The sequence below is a fragment of the Uliginosibacterium aquaticum genome, assembly GCF_012972705.2.
Classification (GTDB): Bacteria; Pseudomonadota; Gammaproteobacteria; order Burkholderiales; family Rhodocyclaceae; genus Uliginosibacterium; species Uliginosibacterium aquaticum.
Genome location: NZ_JABCSC020000003.1, coordinates 752,362 through 771,464 on the forward strand (window position 1 = coordinate 752,362; position 19,103 = coordinate 771,464).

The 19,103-nt window shown below is 63.1% G+C and carries 18 protein-coding genes; 15 read left to right on the forward strand and 3 right to left on the reverse strand.

Annotated features, from left to right (window positions below):
• Nucleotides 1-2: 2 nt before the first annotated feature.
• The 3 genes from HJ583_RS14890 to add all read right to left on the reverse strand — a co-directional run bounded on the left by HJ583_RS14890 (nucleotide 3) and on the right by add (nucleotide 4,030).
• Entirely contained in the window at nucleotides 3-2,138 is a 2,136-nt protein-coding gene (locus tag HJ583_RS14890) for a TonB-dependent siderophore receptor (RefSeq protein WP_170022619.1), read from the reverse strand.
• Between the two features lie 87 nt (nucleotides 2,139-2,225).
• Nucleotides 2,226-2,564: a hypothetical protein gene (locus tag HJ583_RS14895; RefSeq protein ID WP_170022620.1), complete on the reverse strand. Its 339-nt coding sequence runs from the start codon at nucleotides 2,562-2,564 to the stop codon at nucleotides 2,226-2,228.
• A gap of 419 nt (nucleotides 2,565-2,983) precedes the next feature.
• Nucleotides 2,984-4,030 carry an adenosine deaminase gene (add, locus tag HJ583_RS14900; protein WP_170022621.1) on the reverse strand — a complete coding sequence of 349 codons (1,047 nt, stop codon included), beginning with the start codon at nucleotides 4,028-4,030 and terminating at the stop codon, nucleotides 2,984-2,986.
• Between the two features lie 187 nt (nucleotides 4,031-4,217).
• On the opposite strand from add, the gene HJ583_RS14905 reads away from it, so the two are divergent.
• The 15 genes from HJ583_RS14905 (at nucleotide 4,218) to HJ583_RS14975 (ending at nucleotide 19,096) form a co-directional block, all read left to right on the forward strand.
• Nucleotides 4,218-5,195 carry a BMP family lipoprotein gene (locus tag HJ583_RS14905; protein ID WP_101943358.1) on the forward strand — a complete coding sequence of 326 codons (978 nt, stop codon included), beginning with the start codon at nucleotides 4,218-4,220 and terminating at the stop codon, nucleotides 5,193-5,195.
• An 18-nt stretch (nucleotides 5,196-5,213) separates the two neighbouring features.
• The gene (locus HJ583_RS14910) at nucleotides 5,214-6,221 is read left to right on the forward strand and encodes a LacI family DNA-binding transcriptional regulator (RefSeq protein WP_170022622.1); all 1,008 of its coding nucleotides are present in this window, start codon (nucleotides 5,214-5,216) and stop codon (nucleotides 6,219-6,221) included.
• A gap of 2 nt (nucleotides 6,222-6,223) precedes the next feature.
• The gene (locus tag HJ583_RS14915; protein ID WP_217423431.1) at nucleotides 6,224-7,801 is read left to right on the forward strand and encodes an ABC transporter ATP-binding protein; all 1,578 of its coding nucleotides are present in this window, start codon (nucleotides 6,224-6,226) and stop codon (nucleotides 7,799-7,801) included.
• A complete protein-coding gene (locus HJ583_RS14920; protein WP_170022623.1) occupies nucleotides 7,798-8,952 on the forward strand; it encodes an ABC transporter permease in 1,155 nt (384 codons plus the stop codon). The genes HJ583_RS14915 and HJ583_RS14920 overlap by 4 nt, the downstream gene beginning before the upstream one ends.
• Nucleotides 8,945-9,895, forward strand: a complete 951-nt coding sequence (locus HJ583_RS14925; RefSeq protein WP_170022624.1) for an ABC transporter permease — start codon at nucleotides 8,945-8,947, stop codon at nucleotides 9,893-9,895. Before HJ583_RS14920 ends, HJ583_RS14925 begins: the two co-directional genes overlap by 8 nt.
• A gap of 2 nt (nucleotides 9,896-9,897) precedes the next feature.
• A complete protein-coding gene (locus tag HJ583_RS14930) occupies nucleotides 9,898-10,326 on the forward strand; it encodes a cytidine deaminase (protein WP_170022625.1) in 429 nt (142 codons plus the stop codon).
• A gap of 1 nt (nucleotide 10,327) precedes the next feature.
• Complete coding sequence (locus HJ583_RS14935) at nucleotides 10,328-11,119, forward strand: purine-nucleoside phosphorylase (protein WP_217423432.1); 792 nt, start codon at nucleotides 10,328-10,330, stop codon at nucleotides 11,117-11,119.
• 17 nt (nucleotides 11,120-11,136) lie between these two features.
• Nucleotides 11,137-11,916, forward strand: coding sequence for a deoxyribose-phosphate aldolase (gene deoC / locus HJ583_RS14940; RefSeq protein ID WP_170022627.1), 780 nt, complete (start codon nucleotides 11,137-11,139; stop codon nucleotides 11,914-11,916).
• 10 nt (nucleotides 11,917-11,926) lie between these two features.
• On the forward strand, nucleotides 11,927-13,252 hold the full coding sequence (gene deoA / locus HJ583_RS14945; RefSeq protein WP_170022628.1) for a thymidine phosphorylase: 1,326 nt from the start codon (nucleotides 11,927-11,929) through the stop codon (nucleotides 13,250-13,252).
• Between the two features lies 1 nt (nucleotide 13,253).
• On the forward strand, nucleotides 13,254-14,474 hold the full coding sequence (locus HJ583_RS14950) for a phosphopentomutase (protein WP_170022629.1): 1,221 nt from the start codon (nucleotides 13,254-13,256) through the stop codon (nucleotides 14,472-14,474).
• Entirely contained in the window at nucleotides 14,471-14,830 is a 360-nt protein-coding gene (locus HJ583_RS14955) for a hypothetical protein (RefSeq protein ID WP_170022630.1), read from the forward strand. Before HJ583_RS14950 ends, HJ583_RS14955 begins: the two co-directional genes overlap by 4 nt.
• Nucleotides 14,831-14,853: 23 nt before the next feature.
• The gene (locus tag HJ583_RS14960; RefSeq protein WP_101943368.1) at nucleotides 14,854-15,267 is read left to right on the forward strand and encodes an ExbD/TolR family protein; all 414 of its coding nucleotides are present in this window, start codon (nucleotides 14,854-14,856) and stop codon (nucleotides 15,265-15,267) included.
• A complete protein-coding gene (locus HJ583_RS19265; protein ID WP_170022631.1) occupies nucleotides 15,267-15,971 on the forward strand; it encodes an energy transducer TonB in 705 nt (234 codons plus the stop codon). Before HJ583_RS14960 ends, HJ583_RS19265 begins: the two co-directional genes overlap by 1 nt.
• Nucleotides 15,972-16,051: 80 nt before the next feature.
• Nucleotides 16,052-18,415, forward strand: a complete 2,364-nt coding sequence (locus HJ583_RS14970) for a TonB-dependent receptor (protein ID WP_170022632.1) — start codon at nucleotides 16,052-16,054, stop codon at nucleotides 18,413-18,415.
• Nucleotides 18,416-18,448: 33 nt separating this feature from the next.
• Nucleotides 18,449-19,096, forward strand: a complete 648-nt coding sequence (locus HJ583_RS14975; RefSeq protein ID WP_170022633.1) for a MotA/TolQ/ExbB proton channel family protein — start codon at nucleotides 18,449-18,451, stop codon at nucleotides 19,094-19,096.
• The last annotated feature ends 7 nt before the right edge of the window (nucleotides 19,097-19,103 follow it).

Consider the following 19,103-nt stretch of genomic DNA (forward strand, 5'->3'; position numbering starts at 1 on the left):
TCTCAGAAGCTGTACTGCGCGCCAAGGGTGAAGCTGCGGCCGCTGCCGGGCGACACCCACAGCGTGCTGTAGGAGCTGGTGTAGTACGTGGTGTCGAAGAGGTTGTCGATATCCAGCGTGAGGCGCAGCGACTTTGTCGGGCGCCAGTACGCATTCAGGCGTACCGTGGTGTAGGCCGGCAGATTGAAGGCGGGGCTGCCTGCGTTCGCTTCGGCCTGGGTGCGGGCCTGGCCAAGACGCTCGCCTACATAGGTCGCTCCGCCGCCTGCGCCATAGCGCTGACCATTGCTGAACGCGTTCTCGTACATTGCCATGGCACTGGCGACCACCGCAGGCACATTGAGCAGGCTCTCGCCGATGGCCAGGGTGTTGTCGCGCAGCACTTCGACCTGGGTGTAGGACACGGCGCTGTTGACGCGCCAGCGCGGGGTGATCTGGCCGGAAAACTCCAGCTCGGCGCCACGGCTGCGCACTTCGCCGGCGGCGACCGAATAGCTGCTGTTCTGCGTATCCGCGGTCAGCACATTCTGTTTGCGGATCTGGAACAGCGCGGCGTTGGCGGCCAGCTTCTTGTCCGTACTTTCCCACTTGCTGCCCAGCTCGAAAGAGCGCCCCTTCTCCGGCTCGAAAGCTTCGCTGTTGCGATCAGAGCCCGCGTTGGGGCGGAAGGACTGGCCGCTGTTGGCGAACAGCGTCCATTGCTTCGAGGGCAGCCAGCTCAGCCCCAGGCGTGGTGAGGTGGCTGACGGCGATTGCTCCGTGGTGCTGCTGGTGCGGCGGTTCTGCAGCGACTGGCTGTAGTTGTCCACACGCAGGCCGGCCATCAGGCGCCAGGCTTGCGCCAGACTGATCGAGTCTTGCAGGTAGAAGGCGTTGTTGCGCTGGGTTTCGTAGGTGTCGGTGTTGGCCCCCGGCGTGGGTTGAGCCTGGCCGTAGATCGGGTCATAGATGTTGATCGCATAGGGCGAGGCGGAACTGGGGTTGGCGCGCAACATCACCGTATCCATGGTGTAGCGATAGGTTTCGTAGCCGAACAGGATTTCGTGCGGCGTGCTGGCGAGCTCAAGATTGCCTTGCAGCTCGGCCTGGAAGCCCAGGTCCTGCGAGTCGTAATCGCGGTAGCGGCGCTGGCGGCGCAGGCTGCCATCACTTTGCAGGGCGGACGCTTCGGTCGAGTAACCCTCGAGACTGGTCTCGCGCTCCGAGAGCACGAAGCGACTCAGCCAGGCATCGTTCCAGATGTGGGTCAGGATGGCCTGTGAGTTGGCGTTGCGCAGGGTGACCTTGCCATCGGAGGGCTCGCCAAGAAAACGCTCGCGCGGAATCTGGCCGAGTTGGCCATTTACAGCGACCACACCGCGATCGAGCGGCGCGGCATGGCGCAGGTACTCGCCCACGAATTCAAGCTGGGTGTCGGCACCCATTTTCCAGGTGAAGGCGGGGGCCACAACCTGCCGATCGGAATCCGTGTAGTCGCGGAAACCGTCGCGGCTTTCGGCGGCTAGGTTCAGGCGATAGGCCAGGTTCTCGCTCAAGGGGCCGGTGCTGTCCAGCGCGGTACGCCAGTAGCCATGGCTGCCCGCGTAAGTCTCGATCGAGTTGGCGGCTTGCCACAACGGGCGCTTGGAGACGATGTTCAGCGTGCCCCCCGGTTCGCTGCTGCCATACAGCGCGGCGGCCGGGCCCTTGAGGAATTCGATGCGCTCCACGCTGGCCAGATCGCGCGGCGCGTTGAAGCCACGGCTGGCCGTCATGCCGTTGAGCAGGGTGGCGATGCCGGTATTCTCGTTGCCGGGCAGTCCGCGCACGGCGACGTTGTCCCACAGACCACCAAAACTGTTCTGGCGCGAAATCCCGCCCACAAAGTCGAAGACATCATCCAGGCGCGTGGCGCCCAGATCGTCGATGGCCTGCTTGGTGAAGACCCGGATCGATTGCGGCACTTCGCGTACCGGCAGGCTGGTTTTGGCGGCAGTGGCTTCTTCCGAAAGATAGCTACTGCTGCTGCTGCGACCCACCACGGTGATGGCCTCCAGCTCGACAGGGGCCTGCTGGGACTGGGCCTTTGCGGCCAGCGGCGAAAGTGTGGTCAGGACGGCGAGGCTCAGGTGTTTGATATTCAGCTGGGGGGTATTCATGGACAACTCCAGAAGGCAGACGTGTGCGTATCCCGGCCGGGCGCGTAGCGCTGGCCAGAGTGTGTGTGTGCTACGGGGAGCCTGGGTTCAGGCTGCGTCTGGAGGGTCGCGGGGGAAGTGCAGCCAGCTACGGGTGAGGGCTGGCGGAGCAGGCAGCTCACGCCTTGGCGCAAGGCTGAGGCTGAGCGGATGGTGTGCGTCTGGTGGCGCAAGCCTCGGCGCGATCAGGTGGGCAAATATCTGGCACTGGCTGCAGAGAGGGTGAGCCAGGCCTTCGTCGCTATCCGCTGGAGTGCTCTGCTCGAAGCTGGTCTGCGGGGCCTGCTCGAAGTGCTCTGCCCAATGCAGGCTGCAGATGAGCGAGGCGTTCAGCCAGAGGATCAGGAGCAATGCGCGCAGGATCAGCAATTGTCCGCGTGAGCGCATGCCTGCCCCCAGCGCATGTTTTTGGCGGGAGACGGGCCTGAGCTGCTTGAACGGAAAGAGGGTGGGGCTTCTCATGCGTGGCGCGACAGCTTCAGGCGCCGTGTCAATGGGAGGTTGCGGATTCCAACACAAGTCATTCTTATATGCAACCATGTTGCGTATGGTGGCATATCTGCCGCAGACACCAAAGCCCATGCCAGGGCTTTGGTGCGCGCAGCGAGGAGGATGCAGGGCAGGCCACTGTTTCCGGAGTGGTCCAGGAGGCCGCTGGATTGTCAGCGAAGAGTTTCAGAACCACCGCAGAGCGCTTTGGGGTATCGCGGAGAGCGGGCTCCGCTATGCCCCAAATTTGCGCCTGTTTCACCGCTTTGGTGCTGAGCAATCGTTTGCGCAAACGATTGCCCGTGTTTTCAGACCTTTCAGGCGGTGGAGCGTACGAGCCATTGATCGAGTGCTTGCATGGCTTTCAGGCGCTGGGATTCGTCCAGGAACGAGGCCCTGATGGCGTGCCGGGTCAGGCGTACGGCTTCGGTGATGGAGAGCCCCAGGTGTTGCTCCAGGCTGGAAAACTCTTCACTGAGCGTGACGCCTGACATCAGCCGGTTATCGGTGGAGCAGGATACCGACAAGCCTGCAGCCAGCATGCGGCGGATCGGGTGCTCGGAGAGCGATGCCACCGTGCCGGTATGCACGTTGCTGCTGGGGCAGACTTCGAAGTGCAGGTTCAAGGCGCGTGCCTCGGCGAGCCAGGCCGCGCCGGTGGCGTCATCCGGGGGCGCCATGATGTTTACGCCATGGCCGATGCGGCGGGCACCGATCTGCGCGGCTTCCAGTACGCGGCTGCCAAGGTCCGCTTCGCCGGCGTGGCAGGTCAGGCCCAGCCCGGCTTCGCGGGCCACGCGGTAGGCCGCTTGGTGGCTGCCTGGCGGGTAATTGAGCTCGGCACCGGCCAGGTCAAAGCCGACGACGCCTTGATCGCTGTAGCGCGCTGCCAGGCGGGCGGTGCGCAGCGAGGCTTCGGGCGTATCGGTGCGCATGGCACAGAGAATCAGGCCGCTGGCCAGGCGGCTCTCCTTCAGGCCGCTCAGCAAGGCTTCGACGACCGCTTCCGGTGCGATACCGAAAGGCTCCAGCAGCAAGGGTGCCATGCGGAACTCGGCCAGCACGCAGCCGTCGAGAAGCGCGTCCTCAGCCGCCTCGAAGGCAACGCGCTGGCATGCGGCTGCGCTGGCCATGGCTTCAACGGTGAGGGCAAAGCCTTGCAGATAGCGCACCAGGCTGCCCGAGTTGGCGTTGCTCTGCATCCATTGCGCCAGTTCTGCAGCGCTGCCGGCAGGCACGGCAATTCCGCGCTCAGCGCACAGGTCCAGCAGGGTCTGGGCCCGCAGGCCGCCGTCCAGATGTTCATGCAGCAAAGCCTTGGGCATGGACGGCCAATTCACGGTGCCGGGGGTGGGGTGAGTCATTGTTGTTGTCCTTCCTGGATTGATCTGATCTTGGAGCAAGAATTGCTCGTCCTGCAACAGCAGGTTTCAGGCCAGCACGAGCGTCACATTTCTATAACCAAAGTTGGCATGGAGCCTGCTTATACTTTCTCAATGCAAACGTTTGCAGAGCGTGAATCAAATCCCTTTGATGACAGGAAGCCAACAGATGAGTAACGCACTGAAATTTGTTCATCGCATCGGGCTGATGAGTTTAGTGCTGGGTTGTAGTGTCGCAGCGGCCGAGCCAGGCATCGTCTATGAACTGGGCGGCAAGTTCGACAAATCTTTCAACGAGGCGGCCTATCGCGGCGTCGAGCGTTGGAGCAAGGAGACCGGGCAGCGCGTGGCTGAATTCGAGGTCTTTGCCGAGACCCAGCGCGAGCAGGCATTGCGCCGGATGGCTGAGCGCGGCACCAATCCGGTGATTGCGATCGGCTTTTCACAGCAGTCCGCCGTTGCCAAGGTTGCCAAGGATTTTCCCGGGAAGCGCTTCGTGATCATTGACGAAGTGGTGCCCTTGCCGAACGTCCAGTCGATCCTGTTCAAGGAGAACGAAGGCAGCTACCTCGTCGGCGCACTGGCGGCGCTCTCCAGCAAGAGCGGCAAGATCGGTTTCGTTGGCGGGATGGATGTGCCGCTGATCCGCAAGTTTCAGTGCGGTTACGAGCAGGGAGCGAAGTTCGTCAATCCGGGGGTGGAGGTGATGGCCAGCATGACCGGCACCACTGGGGCGGCCTGGAACGATCCGGCACGAGGCGGTGAGCTGGCCCGGGCGCAGTTCGCGCGTGGTGTCGATGTTGTGTTTGCGGCGGCCGGCGGCACCGGGACCGGTGTTTATCAAGCGGCCAAGGATGCCCGCAAGCTGGCCATCGGCGTCGACAGCAATCAGAACTACATGCAGCCGGGCACCATGCTGACCTCGATGATCAAGCGGGTCGATGAAGCGGTGTATCAGGCGCTGGTGACTACACGCACGGGGCTCTCAGTGATGGGCCTCAAGGAGGGCGGTGTGGATTACGCGCTCGACAAATACAACGCGGCACTGATCTCTTCAGAGATGACCAAGAAGGTCGAGACGATCAAGGCCGACATCATCTCCGGTCGTGTGAAGGTTCCCGACTATGTCAATGGCGTTTGCAAGTAAGCCGACAGGACACAAGGCATGAGTACGATCAAGGATGTCGCCGCGCGGGCCGGCGTGTCGTTCACCACGGTTTCCCATGTGCTCAACGGCACGCGGCGGGTGAGCGATGCAGCACGTGCCAGGGTGGAACAGGCAGTGGCCGAAATGGGCTATGCGCCCAGCGCCGTGGCGAGGGCACTGAAAACCAGTGAAACCTTCGTGTTCGGTGTGCTGGTGCCCAACATCACCAACCCCTTCTTTGCCGAGCTGACGCGCGGAATCGAAGAGCGCTGCCGGCAGACGGACTACTCGGTGTTCCTGTGCAATACGGACGATGAGTCCGAGCTGCAGACGCACTATCTGCAAACTCTGCTCGAGCGGCGCGTGGATGGGCTGCTGCTGGCGGCGGCGGCTGGTGAGCCGGAGCCGCTGGTCAGGCGTCTGGGTTTTGCGCGCGTGCCGACGGTGGTGGTGGAGCGGCGTATTCCGGGTCTGGAAGCGGATCTGGTGCGGGTTGATCATGACGCAGGGGCGCGCCTGGCCGCGTCCCACCTGGCGGCGCTCGGACACCGGCGGATTGCCTGCCTGTCCGGCCCGTCGCGTTTCCTGGTTAGTCGCGAGCGCACGGCAGGCTGGGTCGCCGGCTTGCAGGAGGCGGGTATCGAAATCCGTGCCGACTGGATGCTGGAAGGGGATTTTTCTGCGGCGGCTGGCCATGCGCTGGCGCATGAGTTGCTCCGCCAGCGCGAGGTGACGGCCATCCTGGCCGGTAACGACATGATGGCCATCGGGGTGCTGCGTGCCGCGGCCGAACTGGGCGTGTCCGTACCCGGCGAGCTGTCCGTGATCGGCTTCGATGGCATCGATATGGGCAGCTATATGTTCCCGGCATTGACTTCGGTCGGCCATCCGATCCGTGAGCTTGGCGAGATGGCGGCATCGGTGCTGCTCGAGCGTCTGGGCAAGCGCGTGTTGCCGGTCCGTGAGGTAGTGATGGCGCCGCACCTGATCGAGCGCGCTTCCACCGGACCGGCGCCGAAAGGATGAGCATGACTGAACAGGTGGAAGTGAAGCCTCTGGCCGTGCGGATGCACAACATCCACAAGCGTTTCGGCACGGTGCAGGCCAACGATGCGGTGAGCCTGAGCGTGCGGGCTGCGACGGTTCATGCCCTGGTAGGCGAGAACGGCGCGGGCAAGAGCACCCTGATGTCGGTGCTGTATGGCTTCTATCAGGCCGATGAAGGCGAGATCGAGATTGAGGGCCGTCCGGTCAGGATTCCCGATGCGCATGCCGCCATCGCGCTGGGGCTGGGCATGGTGCATCAGCACTTCATGCTGGTCGACCGGCTCAGCGCGCTCGACAACATCCTGCTCGGCGCGGAGCAGGGCTTTTTCCTGCGCCGGGCCCAGGCCATGGCGCGCGAGCGCTTGCTGGCGCTGATGCAGAGCAGCGGCCTGGTGGTGGATCTGGACGCGCGGGTGGGCGATCTGAGCGTTGGAGACCGACAGCGTCTCGAAATCCTCAAGGCCCTGTACCGGGGCGCCCGCATCCTGATTCTGGACGAGCCAACCGCGGTGCTGACCCCCGCCGAGACCGAGCAGCTGTTTGCCGTGCTGGCCAAGCTGCGCGAGCAGGGCTGCACCGTGATCCTTATCACTCACAAGCTCAAGGAGGTGATGCGCTTGTGTGATCAGGTAACGGTGATGCGCGCCGGGCGTGTGGTGCATGAATGCGCCATTGCCGAGACGACGGTGGAGCAACTGGCGGAGGCCATGGTTGGGCGCAAGGTTTCGCTGGGCCGAAGCGAGCCCGCGGAAGAGGTGGCAGGAGAGATCCGCCTCGTCGCAGAGGGTTTGCGCTTCACTGATGCCATGGGCTGTGTGCGGCTGAAAGAGGTGAGCCTGAGCCTGCGTGCCGGCGAAATCGTGGGCGTGGCTGGCGTGGCGGGCAACGGTCAGAGCGAGTTGCTCGCCGTGCTCTCGGGCCTGGCAAGCCCGCAGGCGGGGCGTTTGCAATTGGGTGCGCAAACGTTTGGGGTTATGCCCGGCGAGCGCTGGCTGGATCCGCGCATAGCACGTCAGCTTGGCCTGGCCCATGTGCCGGAAGATCGTCACGCACGGGCCATGGTGATGGACTTCCCGGCCTGGGAGTCTGCGGTGCTGGGCTATGAAGCGCTGCCTGCCTACAGCCACAAGGGCTGGATGCGGCGTGCCGCGATGATGGCGGCAACGGCTGCGATGATGAGCCGCTTTGATGTGCGCCCGCCGCTGCCGCAACTGGGCAGCTCGAAATTCTCCGGCGGCAATCAGCAGAAGCTGGTGCTGGCGCGAGAGATCGGTCAGAACCCGGTGCTGCTGCTGGTGGGGCAGCCGACGCGCGGCGTCGATATCGGCGCCATCGAATTCATTCATGCCCGCCTGCGGGAACTGCGCGATGCCGGCTGCTCGGTACTGGTGGTGTCGAGCGAGCTGGATGAAATCCTGGCGCTGGCGGATCGCGTGTTGGTCATGAATGCCGGACGCATTACGGGTGAGTTGCCGATCGAGGCATGCGACGAGAAAACCCTGGGCATGCTGATGAGCGAAACCGACGTTGCCCAGGTGGCTGAGGAGGTTGAGGCATGATCAGCTTCTTCAAATCGGGCGCGACCCCACCGATGCCTCGCTGGGCAGAGCTGGTGCTGATGCCGCTGGTCAATCTCGCCATCGCGTTTGCGCTGGCGGGGGGCGTCGTGGCGCTGGTCGGGCAGGCGCCGGGGCTGGTGCTGGAAACCTTGCTGCAGGGCGCTTTTGGCAGTCTGCGCGGAGTTTCCTACACGCTGTATTACACGACCAGCTTCATCTTCACCGGACTGGCCGTGGCACTGGCTTCGCATGGCGGGCTATTCAATATCGGTGCGGAGGGGCAGGCGAGCATCGGCGGCCTGGGCATTGGCCTGCTGGCGCTATGGCTCTCGAACAGCCTGCCCTGGTATCTGATGTGGCCCCTGCTGCTGATTGCCGGCATGGGCTTTGGGGCCCTGTGGGCCGCCGTGCCGGGCTATCTGCAGGCCTGGCGGGGCAGCCATGTGGTGATCACCACCATCATGTTCAACTTCATGGCCAGCGCCTTGCTGAGCTATCTGCTGGTGCATCAGCTCAAGGTCAATGACGGCATGGCCGTAGAGAGCGCCCCCTTCGGTGCATCGGCCCACCTCTCCGGGATTCATCAGGTGCTGGCGAGCCTGGGAGTGGAATGGCCGTCTTCCCCGCTGAATCTCAGCTTCGTGCTGGCGCTGGGGGCCGCCGTGGCGGTGTATCTGCTCTTGTGGCGCAGCCGTGCGGGCTTTCGCCTGCGCGCGTTCGGATCCAGCGCCAGCGCTGCCGAATATGCCGGTATCAATCCGCGTCATCAGACCCTGTTGGCGATGGCCTGCTCGGGAGCGCTGGCGGGGATGGTCGGGATGAACGAGATCGCTGGCGTGAATGACAAGCTGTTGCTGGATTTCGTGGGTGGCGCAGGCTTCACCGGCATCGCGGTGGCGGTGATCGGGCGCAATCATCCGTTCGGGATCGTGATGGCCAGCCTGTTGTTTGGTGCGCTGTTTCAGGGAGGCGCGGAAGTGGCTTTCGAAGTCCAGGGCTTCACCCGTGACATGGTGGTGATGCTGCAGGGCCTGATCGTGCTGGTCTCCGGCGCAATGTCGCATGTGGTGGCCGGGCCGGTGGCGCGCCTTGTGCACGCGTGTTCCCGCCGTGAGGCATCTTTTACCGAAAAGGAGACGCAGCATGGATGAGCTCATGCTGGGCACCCTGCTGGCCTCAACCCTGAGGGTGGCGACCCCGCTGATCCTGTGCGCGCTGGCGGGCGTGCTGGCGGAGCGTTCCGGGGTGATCGACATCGGTCTGGAAGGCAAGATGCTGTGTGCGGCCTTTGCTGCCGGTGCCGCCGGTGCCGTCTGGGGGAGCAGTTTTGTGGCTCTGGCGGCCGCCATTGGCGTGGCGTTCGCCCTGTCCATGCTGCATGGCTATGCCTGCGTGATCCATCGCGGGGATCAGGTGGTGTCGGGGATGGCGATCAACATCCTTGCGGCGGGGCTGACCGTGGTGCTGGGCATTGCGTGTTTTCATCAGGGCGGGCAGACCCCTGCGCTGCCCGATGAAGTGCGCCTGCGTGCCTTGTGGCCGGAAGCGCCGGAGGTGCTGGGGGATCTGATCGGCAATGGTCTGGCCGGCTACAACGTGCTGGTCTATCTGGCGCTGGCACTGGTGCCCGGGGTCTGGCTGCTGTTGCAGCAGACCCGCTTCGGGCTGCGCTTGCGTGCCGTTGGCGAGAACCCTCACATGGTGGATGCCGCCGGCGTATCGGTGCATGGCCTGCGCTTCTCAGCACTGGCGCTCAACGGGTTGTTGTGCGGGCTGGCAGGCAGCTATCTGGTGCTGGCCCAGAACGCCGCTTTCGCCCCGCATATGACCGCAGGGCGGGGCTACATGGCGCTGGCGGCGATGATCTTCGGCAAGTGGCGTCCCTTGCCTGCCCTCGCCGCCTGCCTGCTGTTCGGTTTTCTCGATGCACTGGCCATCCGCCTGCAGGGTGCGGTGCTGCCGGTCATCGGCGAGGTGCCGGTGCAGTTCATCCAGGCACTGCCTTATCTGATGACCGTGATCCTGCTCGCCGGGTTCATGGGCAGTTCCCAGGCCCCGGGGGCTTTGGGTCGTCCCTATCTCAAGGAGCGCTGAGCATGTCAGCCATTGTTTTACCCGAATCGATTCGCACGGCCCTGTGGAAGACCGCGCTGGATGCACAGCTGCGGGCTTACGCGCCGTATTCGCACTTTCTCGTTGGCGCTGCGGTGCTGGATGAGCATGGCTGCATCCATGCCGGCTGCAATGTCGAGAACGCGGCTTACCCCGAGGGGCTGTGTGCCGAAGCCGGGGCGCTCAGCACGATGGTGCTCGCAGGTAGCCGGGCGGTGAAAGCCGTGCTCGTCGTGGGTGAAGGCCCGGGGCTGGTGACGCCCTGTGGCGGCTGCCGCCAGAAGCTGCGTGAATTTGCCTTGCCCAACACCCCCATTCTCATTGCAGACAGGCAGATGGTGCGCGCCAGCTTCACGCTCGCCCAGCTGCTCCCAGAGAGCTTTGGTCCGGAACATCTTAAAAATGACAAATGAAATGAACGCAGCACAGAAACTGAAAGCGCTTTACCCCCAGCACAAGCCCCGCATTGCGGTCGTGCTGGGATCGGGCTGGGGAGGGCTCACCGGACATGTCGTCGATCCGGTGCGGGTGCCTTACGCCGAGCTGCCCGGTTTTCCCGAGGCAACCGTGCAGGGCCATGGCGGCGAGCTGTGGCTGGGGCGGATCGGCCAGACCGAGGTGGCTGTCATGAGTGGGCGCAAACATGCCTACGAGGATGGCGTGGTCGACGGCATGCGCCTGCCGCTGGAAACGCTCAGGGACATCGGCTGCGAAGCGATCGTGCTGACCAACGCGGCGGGCAGCCTGAGGCCGGCCATGGAGCCTTGCAGCCTGATGTTGATCAATGACTACATCAATGCCACCCAGCGCTCGCCGCTGGTGGGGGAGATGGGCAGCGAGCGTTTCGTGGACATGAAGGATGCCTACGATCCCGCGCTGCGCCGGGTGGCGCATGAGGTGGCACGCGAGAGCGGCACCCGTCTGCACGAAGGCGTTTATCTGTGGAGCTTCGGCCCCCAGTTCGAAACGCCTGCGGAAATCCGCATGTTCGAGCGCATGGGCGCCGATGCCGTAGGCATGAGCACGGTGCCGGAAACCATCCTGGCGCGGCGCATGGGCTTGCCGGTGCTGGCTTTCTCGCTGATCACCAATATGGCGGCAGGGCTCTCTGGCGAGAGTCTCAGCCACTCTCACACCCTGTCCCAGGCCCGAGCTGCCGGCGACACCGCCAGCGGCCTGCTGGCACGCATCATTGCCAATCTCTGAACTGCGGAGTCTTACCGATGAATACCGAACAACTGCAGCAAGCCGCGCGGATCGCCTTGGCCAGTCTGGATCTGACCACACTCAACAATCACGATACCGAAGCGGATGTCGAACGACTGTGCCGACGCGCTCAGGGCGCTTTTGGTCAGGTCGCGGCCGTGTGTGTGTGGCCGCGCCTTGCAGGCTATGCGCGCAATCGTTTGCCTGACAGCATCCGGGTGGCCGCCGTTGCCAATTTTCCGGATGGTTACGCGGATGTTGAACGCGCGGTGCGGGATACCCGCGAGATCGTGGCTGCCGGTGCACAGGAAGTGGATCTGGTGCTGCCCTGGCAGCATGTGCTGCGCGGCGATGATGCCGCTGCACTCAAGGTGATGCAGGCCACGCGTGAGGCCTGCCCGGATCTGACCCTGAAGGTGATTCTGGAAACCGGCATGCTGCTGCAGCACGAAGCCATCGCCCGTGCCTCGCGCCTGGCGCTGAAGGCCGGTGCCGATTTCCTCAAGACCAGTACCGGCAAAACCACCATCAGCGCCACGCCCGAAGCTGCGCGCCTGATGCTCGAGGCGATCCGGCAGGATCCCGCGGCCGCAGGGCGTGTCGGCTTCAAGCCTTCCGGCGGAATCCGCACGGTGAGTGATGCGGCGACCTACATCGAATTGACCCGCAGCCTGCTGGGCGAGGCGGCACTTTCTGCAGAGCGTTTCCGGATCGGCGCCAGCAGCGTGCTGGACGACATCGAGCGGGTGCTCTCCGGTGAGGCCTCGCACAGCAGTGCCGCCCCTGGCGTCTACTGAGGGGGCAGGCATGCTTGCACAGGAAGTCATACGGCATAAACGTGACGGTCTGGAACTGCCTTCCGCAGAGATCGATCACTTCGTCGATGGTCTGACCCATGGCGGCTGGAGCGATGCCCAGGCAGCCTCGATGGCCATGGCCATTTTTCTCAATGGCATGAGCCAGACTGAAAAGGTGAGCCTGACCCGGGCGATGATGAACTCCGGGGATGTATTGAAGTGGGGCGAGGCCCATCTGCCGGGGCCGGTGCTCGACAAGCACTCCACCGGCGGCGTGGGTGACAAGGTGAGCCTGCCGCTGGCGCCGATCCTCGCCGCATGTGGTGCCTTCGTGCCGATGATTTCGGGGCGGGGCCTGGGCCATACCGGCGGGACGCTCGACAAGTTCGACAGCATTCCCGGCTATCAGACCGCACCATCGCTGGAGCGCCTGCGCGCCTGTCTGACGGAAGCGGGCTGCGCCATCATCGGCCAGACCGGTGAGCTCGCGCCGGCAGATCGTCGCCTCTACGGCATTCGCGACGTAACCGCAACCGTCGAATCCATTCCCCTGATCACGGCCAGCATCCTGTCGAAGAAACTGGCGGCAGGCTTGCAGGGCCTGGTGATGGATGTGAAGACGGGCAACGGCGCTTTCGCTGCCAGTCTCGAGATGGCTCGCGCCCTGGCGCAATCGCTGGTGGAGGTGGCGGTGGGTGCGGGCTTGCCAACGCGGGCCTGGATCACCGACATGAATCAGGTGCTGGGCGACTCCTGCGGCAATGCGCTGGAAATGCATGAAGCGCTGGCCTTGCTCAAGGGGGAACCGGTGGATGCGCGTCTGCTGGAGCTGACTCGCGTGTTGTGTGCCGAGTTGCTGTGCATCGGCGGCATCGCGGTGGATTTTGGTGCCGGGCTGGAGCGTGTCGACGCCGCCCTGCGTAGTGGCGCGGCGCTGGAGCGCTTCTCTCGCATGGTGTTTGCGCTGGGCGGGCCGGCAGACTTTGCTGAGCGTCCGAATCAGTATCTGGCTGCCGCCCCGGTGCGTGGTGACTTCGTTGCGCCATATGCAGGCTGGGTGTCTGGTGTGGCAACGCGGGATATTGGCTTGCTGCTGATCGAACTGGGCGGCGGGCGTCGCCAGACGAGTGACCGCATCGATTATCGCGTGGGTCTCACCGGGGTGGCCGGCATCGGCCGGAAGGTGGCCGCCGGTGAGGTGCTGGCGCATATTCACGCGGCTGACGCGGCAGGGCTGGCGCTGGCACAGGCACAACTGGCAAAGAGTTTCACGCTCAGCGAGGCACCGGTGCAAACAAGCCCGGTGCTGGTCGAAGCCTGCCGGGGAGGCGTTTAGCATGGCGCGCGCCATTGTTGTGGTGCTGGACTCGCTTGGCATCGGTGCGACGCCGGATGCCGGGGCCTACGGGGATGCCGGTGCCAACACGCTGGGGAACATCGCTGCCCGCTGTGCGGTGCAAGGCCAGCCCCTGAAACTGCCCAACCTTGCCCGCCTTGGTCTGCCGCAGGCTGCGCAGCTGGCAAGCGGGGTCTGGCCGCAAGCCATGCCGGTTGATTTCTCGCCCGAGGGAGCCTGGGCCGCTGCACGCGAACGCAGCCGCGGCAAGGATACGCCCAGCGGGCACTGGGAACTCATGGGCTGCCCGGTCGAGTTTGACTGGGGCTACTTCCCGCGCGCCGAGTCACCGGCAGAAAACGTTTTTCCTGCTGCACAACTGCAGCGCTGGCTGACCGCCTGCGATCTGCCGGGCAGCCTTGGCAACACCCACGCCAGTGGCACTGAAATCATCGAGTGCTTCGGCGACGAGCATGTCCGTACCGGCTGGCCGATCTGCTACACCAGCAGCGACAGCGTGTTCCAGATCGCCGCGCACGAAGAGCATTTCGGTCTTGCGCGTCTGTATGACATTTGCGAGAAGGCGAAAGTCATTTTCGACGAACTGAACATTGCCCGGGTTATCGCACGTCCCTTCGTGGATGCCGCGCCCGGGCAGGCGCAGCGCTTTCGCCGTACCGGCAACCGGCACGACTACACCACGCCACCGGTTTCCCGCACTTTGCTGGACGCGCTCGTCGAAGCGGGCAGGGAAGTTCACGGTGTGGGCAAGATCCGCGACATTTTTGCAGCGCGTGGCATCACCCACCATCACGCCGCCGACGGCAATGCCGCACTCTGCGAAGCAACGCTGGCCGCGATGTCGGCCTGCGCGTCGGGTGGGATGGTGTTCGCCAATCTGGTCGATTTCGACATGTTGTATGGCCACCGCCGTGACATTCAGGGCTACGCCGACGCACTGCGCGAGTTCGATGCTTTCCTGCCACGCCTTCTGGCCGCGATGCAGGACGGTGATGTGCTGGTGCTCACGGCCGACCATGGTTGCGATCCCTCCTGGCCTGGCAGTGATCACACGCGCGAACACGTACCGCTGCTGTTTGCCGGTGCCGGCGTACCTGCCGGGCGTTCCCTTGGTGTGCGCGAGAGTTTTGCCGATCTAGCCCAGACCTTGGCTGCACACCTCGGGCTGGCGCCTGTGGCGTGCGGTGAGAAAGCGTGGTGAGCGGAATGCACCAAGAGGGAATTTCCTGCACCAAGCTGGATGCCGAAAGCGGGGAATTTCTCCGCCTCGGGGCGCATTTCATCTCCTTGTCACGCGGCGCGCAGAAAATCGCCGCTGTTATATCCAAAGACATACCTGATTGTTTATTTACGTCATTACAAGGCAAACGTTTGCCTAGCGGTTTTAACCGTATGGAGGCGGGTTTTTATGGTCCGTTTGGCGGAAATTTCCTGAAAACTGCTGTTTTGATTTTTTTGAGTAATTTGAAGCAAAAATTGGCATTCAAATTGCTAAAAGGTATCTGCAAGCACTGTTTTTCCGTGTGTTGCCTGCAAAGAGCGCAAACGTTTGCTTAATCAGCCGAAGAGAGTCGTCAGCCATGTTGCATTTTGAAGAGCCGCCCCCCCGCAAAGCCCGCATCGAGATCATCCCGATGATCGACGTGATGATGTTTCTGTTGATCTTCTTCGTGTTGATCAGCCTGAACGTGATTCCTGCCTTCGGCCTCAAGACGACGCTGCCCGACAGCAAGACCGCCTCACGGGCGACGGTCGATGAGGCGCCGATCGTGGTGTCCTTGCAGGCGGATGGCTCCGTGGCGCTGGACGGGCAGTTGCTGGCGTCCGAGCAGTTGGGCGGTGCGGCGAAGGCCGCGCATCAAAAGGATCCAAAAAAGCGCTTCATCGTCAGTGCGGATCAGACCGTGCAGTGGAAAGGCGTGGTGGCCGCGATGGATGCCTTGCGCGAGCAGGGGATTGAGTCGATCACCTTTGCGACCAAGCGGGTGCAGTGATGATTCTGGAATCCATCTACGGTCATCGCGATCCGGCCGCAGTTGGCGGCATGCTGATCGTCATGACCGCCCTGTTCGGAGCCTGGCAGTTCATGCCGCCGCCTCCGCAACTGATCTCTTCGCGGGATGAAACCGTCATCACGATGGAGGATCTGCCGCTGCCTCCTCCTCCTGAAGCGCCACCGCCACCGCCGAAAGTGGAGCCGCCTCCGGAGGCCCCGCAGCCAGTGGTGAAGGCTGTTCAGCCAACTCCGGCTCCCACTCCGACGCCGATGCCAACGCCGGCCCCGGCCGCTCCGTCGCTCACACCGGCGCCAGCGCCGACGCCGCAGCCGCCCACCCCGGCTCCGCCACCACCACCCCCGCCGCCACAGCCTGTGCGTGCCGCATCGGCTTCGGCCGACCAGGCCTACGAGGCGAACCTGCGGGCCTATCTGGAAAGCATCAAGCGCTATCCGAACAGTCGTGAGGCAAGGCAGTTGCGCCCCACCGGCGTGGTCAAGATCTGGATCGAGATCGACCGTGAAGGCCGGTTGATCGATGCCGGCGTCGAGACTTCATCCGGAACCATGTTGCTGGACAAGGAGGCCCTGCGCACCGTGCGCAATGGTCGATACCAGGCTTTCCCCGGTGAAGCTTTTGCCGGTCAGGGCATGCGCCGCTTTGCGGTGCCCATCGAATACGTGCTGGAAGGAACTTCGTGATGCGTCCCTCCTGCGCTTTTGCAAGTACTGCTTTGTTTCACCCCTCTTCCGCCCCCCGAACTTAAAGAAGGCAGCCCATCATGCGTACATACACTTTGAAACCCCTCACGCTCGCAATCATTGCCATGCTGGCGTCCGGCCAGCTGCAGGCGCAGCAGACCTCTGAGCTCAGCAAGATCACCGTGACTGGCGAGGGCGACAAGCTCGGCACCGGCCTGCTGGTCGATGAAGACACCCCCAAGGCCAAGAGCACCGTGACCAAGGCACAGCTGGACAAGACCCGTTCCAGCTCCAATGCCTTCCAGGACCTGAATCTGCTGCCGGGTGTGAATGCTTCCAGCACGGATCCCACCGGCATGTCGGGCGGCAATCTCCGCGTGCGTGGTTTCAACAGTGACCAGATGGGCTTCACCGTTGATGGTGCTCCGGTGAATGACTCGGGCAACTTCGCGGTCTATCCGCAGGAGCTCACCGACAAGGAAAACATGTGTGACCTCTTCGTTACCCAGGGGGGCACCGATGCCGAAGCGCCGCACGTGGGCGCATCGGGCGGCAATATCGGCATGAACAGCTGTGGGCCGACCAAAGAGATGCGTTTGCGTGTCGCGCAATCGTTTGGCCAGCTCGATTACCTGCGTAGCTATGTGCGCGTGGATACTGGTGAAATCGGCAAGTTCAAGGGCTATCTCTCCTACTCCAAGTCCAGCGTCGACAAGTGGAAAGGGGAGGGCGAGAACAACCGGCAGCACATCGACAGCAAGCTCGAGTATGACCTTGGCAAAGGCTCGCGCCTGTCCATGGGCATGCTGGCCAACGAGCTGATGAACCACAACTATCGCAGCATGACGCTGGCCGAAATCCAAGCGGAAGGTTACAAGGCCGATTACAGCGGCGACATGCCCAAGCACGTGACGCCGGTGAATGGCACGGCGCAAACCGAGAGCGCAGGTACGGTCAACTACTACGATTACGCCCGCAACCCCTTCAAGAACTACCTGCTCACGCCCAAAGCCAATCTGCAGGTGGGCGAGCGCACCCGTCTGGATATCGAGCCTTACTACTGGTACGGCTACGGCGGCTCTACCTACCCGACCACCATCACCGAATCGCGGAGCAGCAGCAATGTGCACGGTGGGGTGTCCGACATCAACGGCGATACCGATGTGCGCGACCGGGTGCTGGTGCTGACCGGCTCGATGACCGAAACCAACCGGCCCGGCATCAACGTCAAGGCCACCCACGATCTGGACAACCACAAGATCACCACCGGTCTCTGGTTTGAGCGCGCGCGTCACCGTCAGACCCGTCCCGCCACCTATGTGGACAACAGCGGCACGGTGCTGGACTGGTGGCTTGATGACAGCGACGCGCTGATCAAGTATCAGGATGGCAATCCGTATCAGGCGCGCGACTGGCTCACCATCTCGACGGGCAAGAGCGCCTTCCTGCAGGACACCATCGACCTGATGGACAGCCGCCTGCAAATCACGCCTTCCGTGACCTACAAGGTGCTTCAGCGCGATTTCCGCAACTTCTCCAACAACGGCACCGCCTCCACCTCCGCGACCTCGGCTGCCGGTAATGGCTATCTGGATTACCGGGTGGTCGAAAAGTATCAGCAGGTGCAGCCGGGCCTGGGCACTTCGTTCAACATTACCGACAAGGTGCAGACCTTCTTCGGGGTGGCCAACAACTTCCGTGCGCCGAGCAACTCCGACTACGCCAACCTGATCAGGACTTACTCCGGCAACACCATCACCAGCATGTATGACGTGCCGGTGAAGCAGGAAAAATCCACCAACTACGATCTCGGTACGCGCTTCAAGGGCGACTGGGGCAAGGCTTCCGTTACGGCCTTCTTTGTTGATTTCCGTGACCGGATTGCCTCCAGCTACGACCCGACGCTGGGCTACAGCCACTCGTGGAACGTTGGGGATTCGACCACCCACGGCCTCGAACTGGAAGGTGGCTCCGCGCCCTATCATGGCTTCAGCATGTATGGCTCGTTCAGCTACACCCTCTCGAAGATGAAGGAGAACATGCCTTCCGGCAGCACGACTTACTACGCCACCGCCGGCAAGCAGTTTCCCGATACGCCGAAGTATCTGGCTTCGCTCTCCTTGCAATATGCCTACGGCCCGTACATGGCCAACCTGGCAGCCAAGTACACCGGTGAGCGTTACCTGACCCTTGTGAATGACGTGTCCATCCCGAGCTACACCCTGCTGGATCTGAACACGGCCTGGAGCATGCCCTTCAACGGCGTGTGGGGTTTCAAGAACCCGATCCTGCGTTTCAACATCAGCAACCTGACCAACAAGAAGTACTACGTTGCCAATGCCGGCAGCGGCTCCAACGTCACGATCTCCAACGACGTCGCCGCGCCGCGGGTCTATACCGGTGCCGGCCGCTTTGCCAGCATGACTTTCCAGGTCGATTACTGATCGAACCGAACCGAAACATCAGGAAACCGAATCATGAACTTCAATCTTCTGCATGAAATAGTCCTCGCCGCGATGGTGGTCCTGCTGGCGCTTGCCGTGGCGGTGATCATCGAGCGTTTCATCTACTACAGCTTCGTCGAGCGTACCCGCAAGCGTCTGGGCAAGGCGCTGGCCAGTGGCGACTCGTCCGCCATCGAAGCGGCGGTGGGCGTAGCGCGCACGCCCCATGGCCGCATCATGGCCGGGGTGTTGGCCTTTGCCGGCGCATCCAAGGATCAGTTCGAAAACAAGGTCCAGGCGCTCTACCTGCAGCAACAGAGCAGCGTGAAACGGCTGCTGTGGGTGATCGACACCACGATCACGCTGTCTCCGCTGCTGGGTTTGCTGGGCACCATCCTGGGCATCATCGACACCTTCAACGCACTGGCCACGCAAGGGGTGTCCGATCCGCAGGCGGTCAGCCAGGGGATCGGCACCGCCCTGTTTGCCACCGCGGCGGGGATCGGCATTGCGGTGTTCTGTCTGGTGTTCCACAACTATTTCAACGAGCGTGTGGAGCGCATCAACGAGCAGCTCAAGGTGATGGCGCTGGAGCAGGCCGGAGCCATGGGTGGTGAAGAAATGGAAGTCCGTGGCGGTCGCGAGCCCGCCCGGATTCAACCCAAGGCCGTTGCTGCCTGATTCTGGA

Bases quoted from the DNA above. Each gene is read 5' to 3' on its own strand.
- HJ583_RS14890 (WP_170022619.1), bottom strand. From the start codon at position 2,138: ATGAATACCCCCCAGCTGAATATCAAACACCTGAGCCTCGCCGTCCTG.
- HJ583_RS14895 (WP_170022620.1), bottom strand. From the start codon at position 2,564: ATGCGCTCACGCGGACAATTGCTGATCCTGCGCGCATTGCTCCTGATC.
- add (WP_170022621.1), bottom strand. From the start codon at position 4,030: ATGACTCACCCCACCCCCGGCACCGTGAATTGGCCGTCCATGCCCAAG.
- HJ583_RS14905 (WP_101943358.1), top strand. From the start codon at position 4,218: ATGAGTAACGCACTGAAATTTGTTCATCGCATCGGGCTGATGAGTTTA.
- HJ583_RS14910 (WP_170022622.1), top strand. From the start codon at position 5,214: ATGAGTACGATCAAGGATGTCGCCGCGCGGGCCGGCGTGTCGTTCACC.
- HJ583_RS14915 (WP_217423431.1), top strand. From the start codon at position 6,224: ATGACTGAACAGGTGGAAGTGAAGCCTCTGGCCGTGCGGATGCACAAC.
- HJ583_RS14920 (WP_170022623.1), top strand. From the start codon at position 7,798: ATGATCAGCTTCTTCAAATCGGGCGCGACCCCACCGATGCCTCGCTGG.
- HJ583_RS14925 (WP_170022624.1), top strand. From the start codon at position 8,945: ATGGATGAGCTCATGCTGGGCACCCTGCTGGCCTCAACCCTGAGGGTG.
- HJ583_RS14930 (WP_170022625.1), top strand. From the start codon at position 9,898: ATGTCAGCCATTGTTTTACCCGAATCGATTCGCACGGCCCTGTGGAAG.
- HJ583_RS14935 (WP_217423432.1), top strand. From the start codon at position 10,328: ATGAACGCAGCACAGAAACTGAAAGCGCTTTACCCCCAGCACAAGCCC.
- deoC (WP_170022627.1), top strand. From the start codon at position 11,137: ATGAATACCGAACAACTGCAGCAAGCCGCGCGGATCGCCTTGGCCAGT.
- deoA (WP_170022628.1), top strand. From the start codon at position 11,927: ATGCTTGCACAGGAAGTCATACGGCATAAACGTGACGGTCTGGAACTG.
- HJ583_RS14950 (WP_170022629.1), top strand. From the start codon at position 13,254: ATGGCGCGCGCCATTGTTGTGGTGCTGGACTCGCTTGGCATCGGTGCG.
- HJ583_RS14960 (WP_101943368.1), top strand. From the start codon at position 14,854: ATGTTGCATTTTGAAGAGCCGCCCCCCCGCAAAGCCCGCATCGAGATC.
- HJ583_RS19265 (WP_170022631.1), top strand. From the start codon at position 15,267: ATGATTCTGGAATCCATCTACGGTCATCGCGATCCGGCCGCAGTTGGC.
- HJ583_RS14970 (WP_170022632.1), top strand. From the start codon at position 16,052: ATGCGTACATACACTTTGAAACCCCTCACGCTCGCAATCATTGCCATG.
- HJ583_RS14975 (WP_170022633.1), top strand. From the start codon at position 18,449: ATGAACTTCAATCTTCTGCATGAAATAGTCCTCGCCGCGATGGTGGTC.